This window comes from Bradyrhizobium sp. CCGB12, assembly GCF_024199845.1.
Taxonomy (GTDB): domain Bacteria; phylum Pseudomonadota; class Alphaproteobacteria; order Rhizobiales; family Xanthobacteraceae; genus Bradyrhizobium.
Window position 1 is genome coordinate 8,895,963 of record NZ_JANADO010000001.1, and the last position, 15,759, is coordinate 8,911,721.

Annotated in this window: 14 protein-coding genes and 1 pseudogene; 10 read left to right on the plus strand and 5 right to left on the minus strand. The window is 63.6% G+C overall.

What is annotated here, in order from left to right; all coding sequences use genetic code 11:
• Genes NLM27_RS40860 through NLM27_RS40870 form a run of 3 tightly spaced genes read right to left on the minus strand, consistent with a single transcriptional unit; the run spans window position 1 to window position 2,697 of the window.
• Window positions 1-714 (minus strand): ABC transporter ATP-binding protein, encoded by a 714-nt coding sequence (locus NLM27_RS40860; protein WP_254148641.1) that lies wholly within the window; start codon window positions 712-714, stop codon window positions 1-3.
• A gap of 4 nt (window positions 715-718) precedes the next feature.
• The gene (locus NLM27_RS40865; RefSeq protein WP_254148642.1) at window positions 719-1,435 is read right to left on the minus strand and encodes an ABC transporter ATP-binding protein; all 717 of its coding nucleotides are present in this window, start codon (window positions 1,433-1,435) and stop codon (window positions 719-721) included.
• Window positions 1,436-1,452: 17 nt separating this feature from the next.
• Window positions 1,453-2,697, minus strand: coding sequence for an ABC transporter substrate-binding protein (locus tag NLM27_RS40870; RefSeq protein WP_375142339.1), 1,245 nt, complete (start codon window positions 2,695-2,697; stop codon window positions 1,453-1,455).
• 221 nt (window positions 2,698-2,918) lie between these two features.
• Between NLM27_RS40870 and NLM27_RS40875 the strand changes: the two genes are divergently transcribed.
• The 6 genes and pseudogenes from NLM27_RS40875 (at window position 2,919) to NLM27_RS40900 (ending at window position 8,258) form a co-directional block, all read left to right on the plus strand.
• Window positions 2,919-3,686, plus strand: a complete 768-nt coding sequence (locus NLM27_RS40875) for an IclR family transcriptional regulator C-terminal domain-containing protein (protein WP_254148644.1) — start codon at window positions 2,919-2,921, stop codon at window positions 3,684-3,686.
• A gap of 101 nt (window positions 3,687-3,787) precedes the next feature.
• Complete coding sequence (locus NLM27_RS40880) at window positions 3,788-5,371, plus strand: 4-hydroxyphenylacetate 3-hydroxylase N-terminal domain-containing protein (RefSeq protein WP_254148645.1); 1,584 nt, start codon at window positions 3,788-3,790, stop codon at window positions 5,369-5,371.
• A gap of 43 nt (window positions 5,372-5,414) precedes the next feature.
• On the plus strand, window positions 5,415-5,906 hold the full coding sequence (locus tag NLM27_RS40885; RefSeq protein WP_254148646.1) for a flavin reductase family protein: 492 nt from the start codon (window positions 5,415-5,417) through the stop codon (window positions 5,904-5,906).
• 322 nt (window positions 5,907-6,228) lie between these two features.
• The gene (locus NLM27_RS40890; RefSeq protein WP_254148647.1) at window positions 6,229-6,405 is read left to right on the plus strand and encodes a hypothetical protein; all 177 of its coding nucleotides are present in this window, start codon (window positions 6,229-6,231) and stop codon (window positions 6,403-6,405) included.
• Window positions 6,406-6,491: 86 nt separating this feature from the next.
• A pseudogene (locus NLM27_RS40895) lies at window positions 6,492-7,488 on the plus strand (FecCD family ABC transporter permease).
• A 2-nt stretch (window positions 7,489-7,490) separates the two neighbouring features.
• Window positions 7,491-8,258, plus strand: coding sequence for an ABC transporter ATP-binding protein (locus NLM27_RS40900; RefSeq protein ID WP_254148648.1), 768 nt, complete (start codon window positions 7,491-7,493; stop codon window positions 8,256-8,258).
• 79 nt (window positions 8,259-8,337) lie between these two features.
• On the opposite strand, the gene NLM27_RS40905 is transcribed toward NLM27_RS40900, so the two are convergent.
• On the minus strand, window positions 8,338-9,864 hold the full coding sequence (locus NLM27_RS40905; protein WP_256570459.1) for a PLP-dependent aminotransferase family protein: 1,527 nt from the start codon (window positions 9,862-9,864) through the stop codon (window positions 8,338-8,340).
• A gap of 237 nt (window positions 9,865-10,101) precedes the next feature.
• Here NLM27_RS40905 and NLM27_RS40910 point away from each other — a divergent pair, with 237 nt between their 5' ends.
• From NLM27_RS40910 to NLM27_RS40925, 4 genes are all read left to right on the plus strand, one after another.
• Window positions 10,102-11,328 (plus strand): hydroxymethylglutaryl-CoA reductase, degradative, encoded by a 1,227-nt coding sequence (locus NLM27_RS40910; protein WP_254149052.1) that lies wholly within the window; start codon window positions 10,102-10,104, stop codon window positions 11,326-11,328.
• A gap of 137 nt (window positions 11,329-11,465) precedes the next feature.
• The gene (locus tag NLM27_RS40915; protein WP_254148649.1) at window positions 11,466-12,698 is read left to right on the plus strand and encodes a CaiB/BaiF CoA-transferase family protein; all 1,233 of its coding nucleotides are present in this window, start codon (window positions 11,466-11,468) and stop codon (window positions 12,696-12,698) included.
• Entirely contained in the window at window positions 12,698-13,456 is a 759-nt protein-coding gene (locus NLM27_RS40920; protein WP_254148650.1) for an enoyl-CoA hydratase/isomerase family protein, read from the plus strand. Before NLM27_RS40915 ends, NLM27_RS40920 begins: the two co-directional genes overlap by 1 nt.
• A 63-nt stretch (window positions 13,457-13,519) precedes the next feature.
• Window positions 13,520-14,746 (plus strand): ABC transporter substrate-binding protein, encoded by a 1,227-nt coding sequence (locus tag NLM27_RS40925; RefSeq protein ID WP_254148651.1) that lies wholly within the window; start codon window positions 13,520-13,522, stop codon window positions 14,744-14,746.
• A gap of 112 nt (window positions 14,747-14,858) precedes the next feature.
• Here the strand turns inward: NLM27_RS40925 and NLM27_RS40930 are convergent, their stop codons facing one another.
• Window positions 14,859-15,719 carry a helix-turn-helix domain-containing protein gene (locus NLM27_RS40930; protein ID WP_254148652.1) on the minus strand — a complete coding sequence of 287 codons (861 nt, stop codon included), beginning with the start codon at window positions 15,717-15,719 and terminating at the stop codon, window positions 14,859-14,861.
• Window positions 15,720-15,759 lie beyond the last annotated feature (40 nt).

Below are 15,759 nucleotides of genomic sequence, written 5' to 3' on the forward strand. Positions count from 1 at the left end.
TCATGATCCAAAATAGGCGCGGTGGATTGTTTCGCGCGTCAGCTCGGCCGGGCGTCCCGAGAGCGAGAGCCGGCCTTCCTGAAAGCAATAGACACGATCGGCGCTCTTCATCGATTGGACGACGTCCTGCTCGACCAGTACGACGCTGGTGCCTTCGCGCTTGATCTGCGGCAGAGCGGCATAGAGGTCGGCGATGACGATCGGCGCCAGCCCCAGGCTGATCTCGTCGCACAGCAGGACGCGGGGATTGGACATCAGTGCGCGGCCGATCGCGGCCATCTGCTGCTGTCCGCCCGACAGCGTCGTCGGCGCAGCCGTGCGGCGCTCGCGCAGGATCGGAAACAGCGCGTAGACGCGCTCTAGTGTCCAAAATCCAGGGATGTTAAGTCCCTTTGCCTTGCCATAACCGCCGATCAGAAGGTTCTCTTCCACGTTCAGCGAAGGGAATAGCCGCCGTCCCTCCGGCACCAACGCGATGCCGAGCTTGACGATGTCGGCTGCCGGCCGCGCACCGATCGGCTGTCCGTCGAGCACGACGCTGTCGGCCGGTCCGCGAATGAGGCCGGCGATGGCTTTCAAGAAAGTTGACTTTCCGGCCCCGTTGGCACCGATGATGGCGATGGTCTCGCCCTGCTCGAGCGCGGTGTCGATGCCGTAGAGCGCCTGGAAATCGCCGTAGAAGGCGGTGAGCTTGCGGGTCTCGAGCAGCGGCATCGTCTCAAGCCTCAATGCCGACGTAGATCTGACGCACCTCGGGCCGCTGCATCACCTCTTTCGGCTCGCCCTCCGCGATCTTGCGGCCGAAATTGAGCACGACGAGGCGGTCGATCACGGCGAGCAGCGCATGCACGACGTGCTCGATCCAGAGGATCGCGACGCCGGTCTCGCGGATGTCGCGGATGGTGGCGACGAGCTCGGCGCATTCAGCTTCAGTCAAGCCGCCCGCGATCTCGTCGAGCAGCAGAAGTTTTGGCGAGGTCGCGAGCGCACGGGCCATTTCGAGCCGCTTGCGCTCCAGCAGCGTCAACGATCCCGCCAGCGTGTTGGCGCGCCTGAGCAAGCCAAGGCGCGCGAGGATGTCACCGCAGGACTGGGCGGCCTTGGCCTCGCTGACGCGGCGGCCGTAGACCGCACCGACCAAGAGGTTCTCGAACACGGTAAGTTTTTCGAACGGCTGCGGGATCTGGTGGGTGCGCCCGAGCCCGGCACGGCAACGGCCTTGCGGCGGGATGCCGGCGAGGTCATGGCCGTCGAAACGGATGCGGCCGCCGCCGGGCGTGAGCCCGCCGGCGATCAAGTTGAACAGGGAGGTCTTGCCCGCCCCGTTCGGCCCGATGATGCCGACGGCCTCGTTCGGCGCGATCACCAGATCGAGACCATCGGCCACGACGATTGAGCCGAAGCTTTTCTTCAGGCCGGCGACATCGAGCAGCATGGGAGATCAACGCGCGATTAGGCAATTGGCTCCATTTGGCCACTGACGGGAACGGCCGGCGCCGTCTTGTTGTCGGTGATGACGATGTCGTACTTGCCGTCCTTGAAGCGCCACTGCCCGCCGACCAGTGGCGTCTTGGCGACGTTCCTGGCGGCGAACGGCGGCAGATTGGTGCTGCCCCACTGCACCTTGCCGACGACGGTGTCGAGATTGGTCGCGGCGATCGTTGCCGCGATCGCCTTGGCGTCGCGATCGGGCGCGCGCTTGAGGACATCGACCGCGACCTCGAACAGCGCATGGGCAAAGCCGATCGGCTGCGTCCACTGCTTCTTGGTCGCGACCTCATAGGCGCCGGCGAGATCCTTCGCGCTCATGCCGTTGAGCGAGGACTTGAACGGATGGCCCGGCGACCACCACACCTCCGACGACAGATTGTGCCCATCCTTGCCGAGTGCCTCGACGGCAACGGGGAAGAGAATGGCCTTGCCGATCGAGGCGACCTTGGGCCTGAAGCCCTGCTGCAGCGCCTGCTTCCAGAACGTGGTGAAATCCGGCGGCAGCACGACGCCGGTGACGATCTCGCAATTGGCGCCTTTGAAAGCGCCGATCTGCGCCGAGAAATTGTCGGTGAGGTTCTGGTAGCGGCCGGGATCGGTGAGCTTGTAGCCGCCCTTCTCCAGCACCGGCGGGAAGCCGACCATCTTGTCGCCCCAGGCGTTGCCGTCACCGTCGTTCGGAAATAGTCCGCCGACGGATTTGTTGGTCGCGACCTGGCTCCACATGTTGGTGAAGACGGCGATGACGTCCTCGAGCCCCCAGAAGAAGTGATAGGTATAATTGAAACCCTTCCACACCGGCGGGCCGCCAGCGGGATTGGCCTGACGGCCAATGAACCAGGGCTGCCACGGCGCCACGGTGGAGATGCACGGCAATTCCTCGATCTCGCACTGGGTCGAGACAGGATTGGTGGTCTCCGGCGTCGAGGCCACCAGCATCAGATCGATCTTATCCTGGACGATGAGATCTTTTGCGACCTCGGCGGCGCGGTTCGGATTGGACTGGCTATCCTTGACGACGACCTCGACCGGCACGGTAGCGTTGCCGATCTTCACGCCGGCCTTCGCCGCTTCCTTGAACCCGGCGATGATGAAATTGTCGGCCTCCGCAAACGCCGCGAGCGGGCCGGTCTGCGGCGAGACATAGCCGAGCTTGATCGGACGTGTCTGTGCGATCGCCGGCGATCTCACGCCGGCCGCCACCATTGCGCCGGTTACGGTGGAGTATTTTAGGAGCGTGCGGCGGTCGATCGCATGGCGACGAGTCGTAGCGGTCTCGTGGCAGGTCATCTGCGCGTCCTCCCCTCTGGATGCGCCGGATCACCTCATGCATCGATTGACACACGGGCCGGCGTTCGATATTCGAACAAGCGTTCGTATGTCGACCAGTGTCCGCCAGAGCCATAGTGGAGTCAACAGGCCGCGTCGTGACAAAGATTCCCGACGACAAGGAGTTCATGGCAACGCTCGCCAAGGGCCTCGCCGTGCTTGGCGCGTTCGGCCGGCAGCGGCCGACTATGACGCTGTCGGAAGCGGCCCAGGTCGCCGATCTCTCCCGCGCGACCGCGCGCCGCGTGCTGCGGACGCTCACCCAGCTCGGCTATGTGGAGCAAGCCGGCCGAAGCTTTGCGCTGGCGCCAAAGATCCTCGATCTCGGCTTTGCATACCTGTCGACGCAGAGCTGGATCGATCGCGCGATGCCTTTGATGCGGGAGTTGAGCGAACGGCTCGGCGAGTCCTGCTCGGCAGCGATCCTGCAGGGCAATGACATCGTCTATGTCGCGCGCATGCCGGCGCGCCGCATCATGTCCGCTGCGCTCTCCGTCGGCAGCCGCCTGCCCGCGCTGCACACCGCGCTCGGGCGCATCATGTTCGGCTATCTCGACGAGGCCGAGATCTGGCGGCGGCTGAAGTCGCAGCGCATCGAGGCCTACACGCCGCAGACCATCACCGATCTGCAGGCGCTTTTCGATCGCATCCGCGCCGATCGCGCCCAGCGCTTCTCCATCGTCGACGAGGAGCTCGAGCGCGGTTTGCGCGCGCTCGCAGTGCCCGTGCTGGATCGCAATGGCCAGGCGGTCGGCGCCATCAACTTGTCATCCCATGCCACGCGCACGACGCGCAACGAGATGCGCGAGCATTTTCTCCCCGAGCTCAATCGTATCGCCGAACTGGTCTCCGCGATGACGGTCTGAAGGCTTTCCCTTGCCAAGTTCTTCGGGCGACCGTATCGTTTCGCAAAGTTCGGAATACGGACACACGTTCGATAATCGAACAAACACCGGGAGAGCATACGATGGCAGGCAGGGCCGCAGCGGCGATAGCGCTGGAGCACACGGGCAACGTCAAAGTCTCGCGCCCGCAAACTGGTGCGGAATATCTGGAGTCGCTGCGCGACGGCCGCGCCGTCTACATTTATGGCGAGCGGGTCAAGGACGTCACCACGCACCCTGCTTTCCGCAACACCGCGCGCATGGTCGCCCGTCTCTACGACGCGCTGCATGACGACAAGCACAAGGACAAGCTTCTGTTGCCGACGGACACCGGTAACGGCAGCGTGACACACGCCTTCTTCAAGGCGCCGAAGTCGATGCAGGATCTGATCGCCGGGCGGGATGCGATCGCCGAATGGGCCAGGATTACCTATGGCTGGATGGGCCGCGCCCCTGATTACAAGGCCGCGTTCTTGGCGACGCTCGGCGCGAATGCCGACTTCTACGATCCGTACCAGGACAACGCCAAGCGCTGGTACAAATTCAGCCAGGAGCGCGTGCCCTTCATCAACCACGCCATCATCCATCCGCCGGTTGATCGCGACCGGCCGCCGAACGAGGTCGCCGACGTCTGCTGCCATATCGAGAAGGAGACCGACGCCGGCCTGATCGTCTCAGGCGCCAAGGTGGTTGCGACCGGATCGGTGCTGACCAACTACACCTTTGTCGCGCATCACGGCCTCATTCCGCTGCAGGACAAGAAGTTCGCCGCCGTGTTCATGGTCCCGACAAACGCGCCCGGCGTCAAATTCATCTGCCGCACCTCCTACGAGATGAGCGCGAGCGTGATGGGAAGTCCGTTCGACTATCCGATCTCAAGCCGGCTTGACGAGAACGACGCCGTGTTCATCATGGACAAGGTGCTGGTGCCCTGGGAGAACGTCTTCGTCTATGGTGACATCGAGAAGGCAAATAATTTCTTTCCGCGCACCGGCTTCCTTCCGCGTTTCGTCGTGCATGGCTGCACGCGCCTTGCGGTCAAGCTCGACTTCATCAGCGGCCTTCTGCTGAAGGCGACGGAGGCCGCAGGCACCAAGGACTACCGCGGCGTGCAGGCCAATGTCGGCGAAGTGATTGCCTGGCGCAACCTATTCTGGAGCCTGTCAGACGCGATGGTGCGCGATCCAAAACCGTGGATCGGCGACTATGTGCTGCCGAACATGGATCCCGGCAACGCCTACCAGATCATCGCCACCATGGCCTACACCAAGGTGAAGTACCTGATCGAGCAGACTGTCGCCTCCGGCCTGATCTATCTCAACAGCCATTCCAGCGACTTCAAGAATGAGGAGATCCGCCCCTATCTCGATCGGTACTTGCGCGGCTCTAACGGCTACAAGGCGGAGGAGCGCGTCAAGCTGCTCAAGCTTTTGTGGGATTGCATCGGCAGCGAGTTCGGCGGACGCCATGAGCTCTATGAGATCAACTATGGCGGGTCGACCGAGGAAATCCGCCGCTACTGCCTGTTCGGCGCGCAGGCCTCCGGCAACGCTGACCGCTTCAAGGGCTTTGCCGAGGATTGCATGGCCGAATACGACCTCGACGGCTGGAAGGTGCCTGACCTCACCGACCCCGGCGAGCTCAGTTATCACATGCTGAGGAAATGACGGACGAGCCGGCGCCGCTTAGAGAAGCCGTGGTGACAGGAACGTGCAGACAATAGATCCCTTGCGCTTCCGTTCGGTGATGGGCGCTTTCGCGACCGGCGTCGCGATCGTCGCGACGGAATTCGAAGGCGAGTTGTTCGGCGCCACCGTCAACTCGCTGACCTCAGTTTCGCTCAAACCCTGCATGCTGCTGTTTTGCACCAACGAGGGCAGCGCGACCGGCGCCGCAATCCGCAATCGAGGCCTGTTCTCCGTGAATATCCTTGGCCAGCATCAATCAGACTTGTCCGCCCGTTTCACCGGCGGGCAGCATAGAGATCGCTTTGACGGGCTCGACCTCGCGTTCAGTCCGGAAGGGCTTCCGGTGCTGCAGGGTGCCGCGGGACAGATGAGCTGCCGCGTCGCGACTGTTCACAAGGCCGGGGACCACGACATCATATTGGGCGAAGTTCTTGCGGGCGCCGAGATCGAGTGCAATCCCCTTGTCTACCACAAGGGCGCATATGGTACCTTTCGAGCCCGAACCAGAAGTTGATCGCCGACCTAGCCTACCTCTGAACCGCCGATGGCTGGCTCAAAGTAGCTGATCGACTTGTTCTCGCAGCTGGTCCTGTCTTGAATCCAAGCCATCGCCAACCAAAGCTCTTGAGTATCAGGCCCCAAGAGCCAACTGGAAAGCATTTCTCCCTCTTTCCCATCGTTCTCTAATCAATGCTGGGCAATCGAACAGCGCTCGGACGGTGCCTTCCGATCTCGCTAAGACAGTGGCAACCGAGACTCATTCTGACAGTCGAAGAATCTGCAATGATTTCAATCTGCAGAGCTCGTCGCAGATGTCTGACTATGAGAATTGCCTCATGCGAAGGATCGAAGGTGGTAGCTTAGGCTTGGTTGGTGTGGGGAAAGGCGGTAGCGCTCCCCCGCTACCACCTTTACCCCCGACTTTTCGCGATCCCGAGGCAACCATTGCCGAGCTCAACGCCCGCTTCCTCGTGGTGCCGCTGCAGGGTGTCTACTGGATCGACCTGAAATGAGCGCCGTTGCGCCGCATGCTGGCCGAGGGCAGGGGGACGCATCGCCCGATCTGCTGGCACGGACGGAAAGCGCTTATCGCGCACCGATGCGGCGCCGGATTATTTGGCTCGTGCTGCTCAGCCTGGTCGCGCTCGCGGCGTTCATTGCCGATCTCGGCACCGGGCCTTCGCGGCTCGGGCTTGGCGGCGCGCTCGGCGGCATCCTGCGACCGGAGTCGCTCTCGGGAGCCGAGGCCGCGATCCTCTGGGAGGTCCGTCTGCCGCAGGCGATTCTCGCCGTGCTGGTCGGCTTCGCACTCGCCACGGCGGGCGCCGAGATGCAGACGATCCTGGACAATCCGCTCGCGAGCCCCTTCACGCTGGGCGTGTCGTCCTCCGCCTCGTTCGGCGCCGCGCTGGCGATCGTGCTCGGCATCGGCATCCCCGGCGTGCCGCAGACCTGGCTGATTTCGGCCAATGCCTTCGTGTTCGCGACCATCGTCGTGCTGGTATTGCAAGCCGTCGTGCGCTGGCGCGGCTCGGGCACGGACATCCTCGTGCTCTGCGGCATCGCGCTGTTCTTCACCTTCAACGCGCTGGTCGCGCTGACGCAGTTCCTGGCGAGCCAGCAAGCGCTCCAGCAATTGGTGTTCTGGACCATGGGCAGCCTGTCGCGTGCGAGCTGGGACAAGGTGCGCGTGCTCGCGCTCGCGTGTCTCGTCACTTGGCCGTTCGCCCAGCGTGCGGCCTGGCCGATGATGGCGCTGCGGCTAGGCGAGGACCGCGCCCGCAGTCTCGGCATCGATAGCGCGGCTGCGGCTGATGGCGCTACTGCGCGTCAGCCTGATGACCTCGACCGCGATCGCTTTCGTCGGCACGATCGGATTTGTCGGGCTGGCCGGCCCGCATATCGCTCGTCTGCTGCTGGGGGAGGATCACCGCCTCCTGCTGCCCGCGAGCGCCCTGACCGGCGCCGCCATCATGTCGCTGGCCTCGGTCGCCTCCAAGATTCCCGGCGTGCTGATTCCGATCGCGATCGTGACGGCGATGGTTGGCCTGCCCGTGTTCTTCTCGCTGATTTTCAGCCGACGACGGGCGGCCTGACCATGGCCGGGCTCGAGATTGACAATGTGCAGGCAGGCTATCGCGGTCGCGAGGTGCTGACGGGGCTGTCGCTGCCACCGATCGAGCAGGGGCGGATTACAGCGCTGATCGGCCCCAACGGGGCGGGCAAGACGACACTGCTGCGCGCCCTGGCGGGCCTGTTGCCGGCCCGCGGCAGTGTGCGCTTGGACGGGCGCAATCTGCTCGACATTCCGGCCGCCGAGCGCGCGCGCCAGGTCGCCTTCATGCCGCAGTTCGCGCCCCAGCGGCTGTCGCTCTCGGTCGTCGAGGCTGTGATCGCGTCGCTCCGCGCTTCTCCCGTCGATGCGCCGGGCGACGGACGTGATGCGCGACGTCGCGCGCTCGAAGCGCTGGACCGGCTGAAGATACTCGACCTCGCGCTTCAGCCGTTCGACACACTCTCCGGCGGCCAGCGGCAGCTCGCAAGCCTGGCGCAGGCGCTGGTGCGCCGGCCGCGGCTCCTGCTGCTGGACGAGCCGACCAGCGCGCTCGATCTGCGCTATCAGCAGCAAGTGATCGCCAATGTGCGCGGGGAAGCAAAGGCGGGCGCAATCGTGATCATGATCCTTCACGATCTGCAGGCGGCCGCATCATGGGCGGATGCTGTCATTGTGTTGAGTGACGGCGCGTTATTTGCCCACGGCCGTCCGGGAGAGGTGATCACGTCGTCGATGCTGGGAGAAGTATACGGCATCGATGCGGCTGTGGAGCACACAGCGGGAGGTGGGCTGCATGTTCAGGTCGGGTGAGCGCGCTAACCCGCCCAACAGTTTGAGCTGCCCATGGGCGACCCGCGGGCAACTGAGCTGCTACCGCTCCGTGGGGTCGTTAAATCGACAGTTGACGTGAGAGAAATTCGTAGAATTTCGGGTTGTCCGCTCGGGCGACGTTGATGCGGATGGCTCTGGCGAGCGGGCCGTTCTTGTCGAGGCAGAACAGGCTTCCAGGTGCGATGAAGATGCTCTCTTTCGCGCCGTCGCGCGCGAGCTTCATGTCATCCACGTCTTCTGGAAGCAGGAGGTAAATGTAATAGCCTGCCTTGGCGCCGGAATAGATCCGGTGGCCTGCCCGTAACAGATCGGCCTGAACCCGGCTTGCGGCGGCTTCGGTTCGCTGCACGAGCCTCTTGAGGTGCCTGTCGTAGTGGCCATCGACGAGCAGGCGATGCAGCAGGCGCTCGACATGGCCAGAGCTGTTGACGGTGGTGAGCATTTTGAGCTCTGCAAGCGTCGCGATGCGGTCGCTGCGAGCCGCAATGAAGCCGGACCGCAGGCTCGCGGACAGTGTCTTCGAGAACGTTCCAATCGATATGACGTTATCCAGCTGGTCGAGCGTCGCCAGCCTGATGGCGGCGCCCATGGGAAGATCGGCGAACGGATCGTCTTCGACAATCACGAGATTGGATCGCGTCGCGGCCTTGAGCACGGCATGTGCCACGGGCAGGGTGATGGAGCCGCCGGTCGGATTATGGCCAAGTGACTGCGTGAAGAACAGCTTTGGGCGGTCAGTCTCGATCTTCGCCGTGAGGTCGTCGACATCGGGGCCATCGGGCGTGCGGCGAACGCCGACAATCCGGATCTGTGCCAGCGTAAGCTTTGCGAACAGCGGATAGTAGCCGGGTTCGTCCACAAGGACGGTGTCTCCCGGCGATAGCATCGCTCGGATCACCAGGTCGAGCGCATGGTTCGCGCCGAACGTGAGCAGGAGGCTGTCTTCCTTGACCGCAACCTGCTGCGCTTGCAGACGTAACGCGATCTGCTGCCTGAGCGGAAGGAAGCCGAGCGCGGACCCATAGGCGTCGGCATCGGCTGGCAGCATCCGTCCGTTGCTGCTCAGGTAACGCTTGATCTCCGAATGCTCGGTCCAAGACGCGGGCGGCCGTCCATCGCCGACGCGGATATCGAAGTTCTGTGAGAGTTGGGCGTTCAGCAGCGATGCGATGTCGACGGCTTCCGAGACGTGTCTCGGTCGGCCGCCATCGTCGCCACGATAGATGATCACGAAGCCGGAACCCGCCTTGGCGGCGATGAGCTGGTCAAGCACAAGCCGGTCATAGGCTTCGACCACGGTGTTCTTGGAAACTCCGAACTTTGACGCAGCCTTTCTGATCGAAGGCAGGCGGCTGCCTTCGGCCATCGCGCCCGACAGGATTTGCGTACGCAGTCGATTGGCCAGCCCGCCCGCGAGCGTTGCCCTGTGGTCGCGTTGATCGGACGCTTGCGCCACGCAATGTCTCCTGTCGGGTACGGCATGGAACAGTTTTCTAGAAGTGTACCCTGTTGCTGACTGTAACCAGATGCTGTCGGACGGTTCAATGGGGAGGAAAGCCGGCGCGTAATGCGCGACACCGCACATAATCGGCAAGCCTTTTACCGGAGCGGCGCTGGGTCTCTTCGTACCCGCGATGGGTACAGTTGTGGACAGTATTTTCAGATTGTCCCTTTTGACCGCAGTGCGATGCTGCCTAACGTCGCGCCAACCGAAAAATCTGTGTTGGGAGGCGCGGCGATGGCCGGACCCGGGGTGGGCATACAGCCCAGAAACATCAACTCGCGCTTGGAGAATCTGCGCAATCTCGCGCCGGCCGATCGGATGGGGCGCGTTGCCGAAGCGACGTCGCTTGGTGAGACCGAAAGGAACGCGTTCAAGGCCGGCACACTGCCGGTCTCGCTCGCCAATGGCATGATCGAGAATGTCATCGGCACGTTTGAATTGCCGGTCGGTATCGCCACCAACTTTAATGTGAACGGCCGCGACTACCTGGTTCCGATGGCGATCGAGGAACCTTCCGTCGTCGCTGCTGCCTCCTACATGGCGCGCATCGTCCGCAAATGCGGCGGCTTCCAGACGTCGAGCACCGGGCCGATCATGCGGGCGCAGGTGCAAGTGCTGGGTGTGACCGATGTTCACGGCGCCCGCGCGCGGGTGCTGAGGGAGCGTTCGGGGATCATCGAAGCCGCCAATGCCAAGGACAAGGTGCTGATCTCGCTCGGCGGTGGCTGCCGAGACATCGAGGTCCACATCTTCGAGGAGACGCCGGTCGGGCCGATGCTTGCGGTACATCTCATCGTCGATGTCCGCGATGCCATGGGCGCCAACACGGTCAACACGATGGCTGAAACGGTCGCGCCCATCGTCGAAAGGATCACCGGCGGCACGGTGCGCCTGCGCATTCTCTCGAATTACGCCGACCTTCGCGTCGCCCGCGCCATGGTGTCGGTGACGCCGGACGCGCTGACCACTGACGAATTCAGCGGCGAGCGCGTCGCGCGCGGCATCGTCGAAGCCTGCGCCTTCGCAATCGTCGATCCCTACCGTGCCGCGACTCACAACAAGGGCATCATGAACGGCATCGACCCGGTCGTGGTGGCGACCGGCAATGACTGGCGCGCGATCGAAGCCGGCGCCCATGTCTGGGCGTCCCGGTCCGGCCGTTATACGTCGCTGTCCAACTGGGAACTTGACGGCAAGGGCAATCTCGTCGGAACGCTGGAAATGCCGATGGCGCTCGGGCTCGTCGGCGGCGCCACCAAAACTCATCCCGCCGCGCAGGCCGCGTTGAAAATTCTCGGCGTGCAGAGCGCGCAGGAACTCGCGGAGGTCACCGTCGCCGTCGGCCTGGCCCAGAACATGGGAGCGCTCCGCGCGCTCGCGACGGAAGGCATCCAGAAGGGGCACATGGCGCTGCATGCCCGGAACATCGCGATCGTGGCAGGTGCGGCCGGAGACGAGATCGAAAAGGTCGCCGCCGCCCTTGCTGCCGATCACGACGTGCGCGTCGATCGCGCCAAGGAGGTTTTGGAGAAGCTGCGTTCGTGAGGTGCCGATGCCTGCATGACATGCAGGCATTTCGTCGCCTCGACGCACGGGTTCGAAAATGTATGTTCGGTGCTCACCCCCTTGAGCGAGATTGCGCGCCATGCCGGCAGGCGCTCGCGGGGGGATGGGAGGATGATGTGAACAAAGAAGATAACACGGGCGGTCTGGCCGTGCGCAGCGGCCCTCTCAAGAACGTCGTGGTTCTCGACGTCACGCGCGTCGTCGCGGGTCCGTTCTGCTCTATGCTGCTGGCCGATCTCGGCGCCACCGTGATCAAGGTGGAGCATCCAGGCGACCCCGACTATGCCAGAACGTTCCCGCCCTTCGTCGGCGACGAGCAGCTCAGCGCCTTCTTCACCCAGTTCAACCGCAACAAGCAGGGGATCACGCTCAATCTCAAGTCCGAGGACGGCAAAGCGCTGCTGAAGAGGCTGGTCCGCAAAGCCGACATCCTCGTCGAGAATTTCCGGCCCGGCACGATGGACAAGCTCGGCCTCGGCTACGAGGTGCTACGCGTGGAAAATCCAAAGCTGATCTACACCGCCATCAGCGGCTTCGGTCGCACCGGTCCGAACTCGTCCAAGCCCGCCTATGACAATACCGGCCAGGCGGCGGGCGGATTGTGGTCGATGAACGGCTATGCCGAGATGCCGCCGGTCCGCGTCGGCACCATCATCGGCGATCTCGCCGCATCGCTCTATGCCGCCATCGGAACGCTGGCGGCGCTGCGCGAGGCCGAGACGTCAGGCGTCGGTCAGGTCGTCGACGTCTCGCAGCAGGATTCCGTCCTGACCCTGACCGAGAATGCGGTGGTCCGCTACACCGCCGAGAAGGACGTGGCGTCGCCGCTCGGAAACGATCATCCGTTTGTGCGGCCTTACGGCCAGTTTCCTTGCAAGGACGGCTACGTCTTCTTCGGCGGCTACACTGACAAGTTCTGGGCGATCACCTGCGCGCTGTTCGGCGAACCCGAGCGCGCCAAGGATCCCGATATCGACACCATGGAGAAGCGCTTCGATCGCGTCATCGCCGAGACCAGGGTCAAGCCGCTGCTGGAGCGCTGGTTCAGCCGCTACACCAAGGCGGAGCTCGAGGAGATGGCGGGCGACAAGATCCCGCTCAGTGCGATCAAGACCATCGCAGAAGTGGTCGAAGATCCGCATATCGCCGCGCGCAACATGATCGTCAACGTTCCCGTTGCGGGCAAGCTGATCGGCATGTTCGGCCAGCCGATCAAGCTGTCGGGAGGCGAGCCGTCATCGTTCGACAAGGCGCCGCTGCCGGGCGAGCACAATGCCGAAATTCTCGCGCGTCTCGCGGACGTGACGCCAGAAGAGCTGGCTCGCCTCAAGGCTTCGGGAGCGATTTGATGTCGATCGAATTCACCAGGGACGGCCATATCGCGACGGTCCGGATCAACCGGCCGGACAAACTGAACGCGTTGACGCTCGCCATGTATGACGATCTCGGCCGCGCGTTCTTCGAGATCAAGGACGACGACAGGATTCGCGTCGTCATGCTGACGGGAGCCGGCGAGCGGGCGTTCTGCGTCGGTGCGGATCTCACCGAGTCCATTCCGGCGCTGGCGTCCGATCGCTTCGATATCTCCGAGTGGGATCCAGCTCACATCAAGTTTCCCGGCTTCTACAAGCCGGTCGTCAGCGCCGTCCGCGGGATGTGCATGGGTGGCGGCTTTGAGATCATGCTGGCGACGGACATCCGCATCGCCGCGCGCAGTGCAGTGTTCCAGCTGCCCGAACCAAAGCACGGTTTCGTCCCGGCGGGCGGCACGCTGGTGCGCCTGGTCCGGCAGATCGGCTACGCGCATGCGATGGAGATCATGCTGACGGCGCAACGTTTCTCGGCGGACGACATGCTGGCCAAGGGCGTCGTCAACCACGTTGTCGACGCCGACAAGGTCGAACCGCTGGCCTACGAGTTCGCGGCAAAGATCGCCGCGCTCAGCCCGGTCGCGATCCAGACCATCAAGGAAGCCGCGCTGACGCTGCAGGATCTGCCGCTCGCCGAAGCGTTCCGCCTCGAGGCCGGGCTCGGCCAGCGCACTTTCACCAGCGAGGATGCCAAACGAGGTCTGGCCGCGTTCGCGAACAGGGGCGGCGACAAGTGATATCGCGGCCGTCTCGACGGCCGCTGACAACAACATGAAGACGTGATGACAAGGGGTAGGGCGATGAGACAATTCGAATTCGGCTATCTGGCGGTCGCTGCAGTAGGCCTGCTGCTGTGCGGCGGTCCCGCTGCTGCGCAGAGCGAGAAGGTTTCGGACGGCGTCGTTCGCATCGGGCTGATCGAGGACATGTCGGGCGTTTATGCCGACATAACCGGCAAGGGCGCGGTCACCGCCGCGCAGATGGCCGTCGAGGAGTTCGGCGGCGAGGTGCTCGGCATGCCGATCGAGATCGTCTCGGCCGATCATCAGAACAAGCCCGACATTGCCGCCAACGCCGCGCGCAAATGGTTCGATACCGAGAAGGTCGATGCAATTCTCGACGTTGCGTCCTCCTCGCCCGCTCTGGCCGTCCTCGAAATTGCCAAGGAGAAGAAAAAGGTCATCACGCTGAGTTCGCCGGGCTCGACGCGGATCACCAACGAGGTCTGCGGTCCCTATGTGGCGCACTGGGCCTATGACACCTTTGCCATCGCCAACAGCACCGGCAAGGCGCTGGTCAGCCAGGGTTTCGACACCTGGTATTTCGTGACGGCCGACTACGCATTCGGCCAGGGCCTCGAAAAGGACACCGGCGACGTCGTGACGGCCCTCGGCGGTAAGGTTCTCGGAAGCACGAAGCATCCTGTCGGCACTGCCGACTTCGCCTCTGTCCTACTGACCGCGCAGGGCTCCAAGGCCAAGGTTGTCGCGCTCGCCAACGCCGGCGGCGACACCATCAACTCGATCAAGCAGGCGGCGGAATTCGGCCTGACTTCGGGCGGACAGAAGCTCGCAGCTCTGGCAGGCTTCATCAATGACGTCCACGGTCTCGGCCTTAGGGAAGCCAAGGGGTTGACGATCACCGAAGCCTCCTATTGGGACATGAACGACGACACGCGGAAATGGGCGAAGCGCTTTTACGCGACGATGAATGCCATGCCGAACATGCTGCAAACCGGGACCTATTCATCAGTCCTGCATTACCTCAAGGCTGTCCAGGCCGCGGGCACCGACCGCACTGACGACGTGATGCAGAAGATGCGGGAGCTGCCGGTCAACGACGTCTTCTACAAGAACGGCAAGATCCGCGAGGACGGCCGCATGGTCCATGACATGTATTTGTTCGAGGTGAAAAAGCCGGAAGAATCCAAGGCGCCGTGGGATTACTACAAGCTGCTGGCCACGATCCCGGCCGATCAGGCCTTCCAGCCGCTGTCGCAGTCGCGGTGCTCCCTGATCAAAAAGTAGGGATGCGTGACTGAAACTGTCCGGTCGGCCTCATGACCGGGTGGACAGGGACAGATGATGGAGCGCGCATGCCGGGAGACCGGTGTGCGCATTTCTGCGAAGGGCCGGGCGCCTAGCGCAGCACGACTTCCTGGTCGGTCCATCGAAGATAGTGCCGCGGCGCCGCCCCGAGCTCGCGTTTGAACATGGCGGCAAAAGCGCTCGGGCTGTCGTAACCCACGTCCAGCGCGACGCAAGTCACGGGTTCGCCTGCTCCAAGGCGGGCCAGGGCTTCCAGAAGCCGGACGCGCTGCCGCCACACTGAAAAGCTCTGGCCGGTCTCGCGGCGGAACAGCCGCGTCAGTGTCCGCCGGCTGAGGCTGCATTTGTCGGCCCAATCGTCGAGCGTGAGATCCGAGGAGGGGTCGCCGAGCACGGCCTTGCAGATCGCGGCAAGACGCGGGTCCGGCGGCACCTGCACATGCAGTGTGACCTCCGGCATGCGCGCGATCTCGGTCAGCAGGAATTCGACGAGCTTGCCGTCGCGTCCGCTCTGCTCGTAGATCTCGGGCATACGCACTGCCTCGTCCATCAACGCCTCTACCAGCGGGGAGGCACGGATCAGGCGGCACTTGTTCGACGATTCCCGTTCGCGATCGGGCGTGACGTAGATCGTCTGCGCCTCCACCTCGCCCCAGGCGCGCGACTGGTGCACCACGCCGGCCGGAATCCACAAGCCATGGCCGGGTGGAACGACGAAATGACCGCGCTCGGTCAGCATCGCCGTCACCCCCGCGACCTGAAGGATGAACTGGTCGCGCCGATGCGCGTGCCGCGTGCTGGTGCTCTCGTTCGGATAGGTTGCGGTCATCGCGGCGACGGGCCGCGCGATCGTCTGAAGATGTCCGGCATAGTTTGCAGCCGCCGCCGGGCCCACCTGTTTGTTGCCGGTGCGCAATTCGTCAGTGACACCTTGCCGCGCTACGACTTTCACGTGTCGTGAACTCCCTGATCAAGGTCCTTTTCGCAAGGCT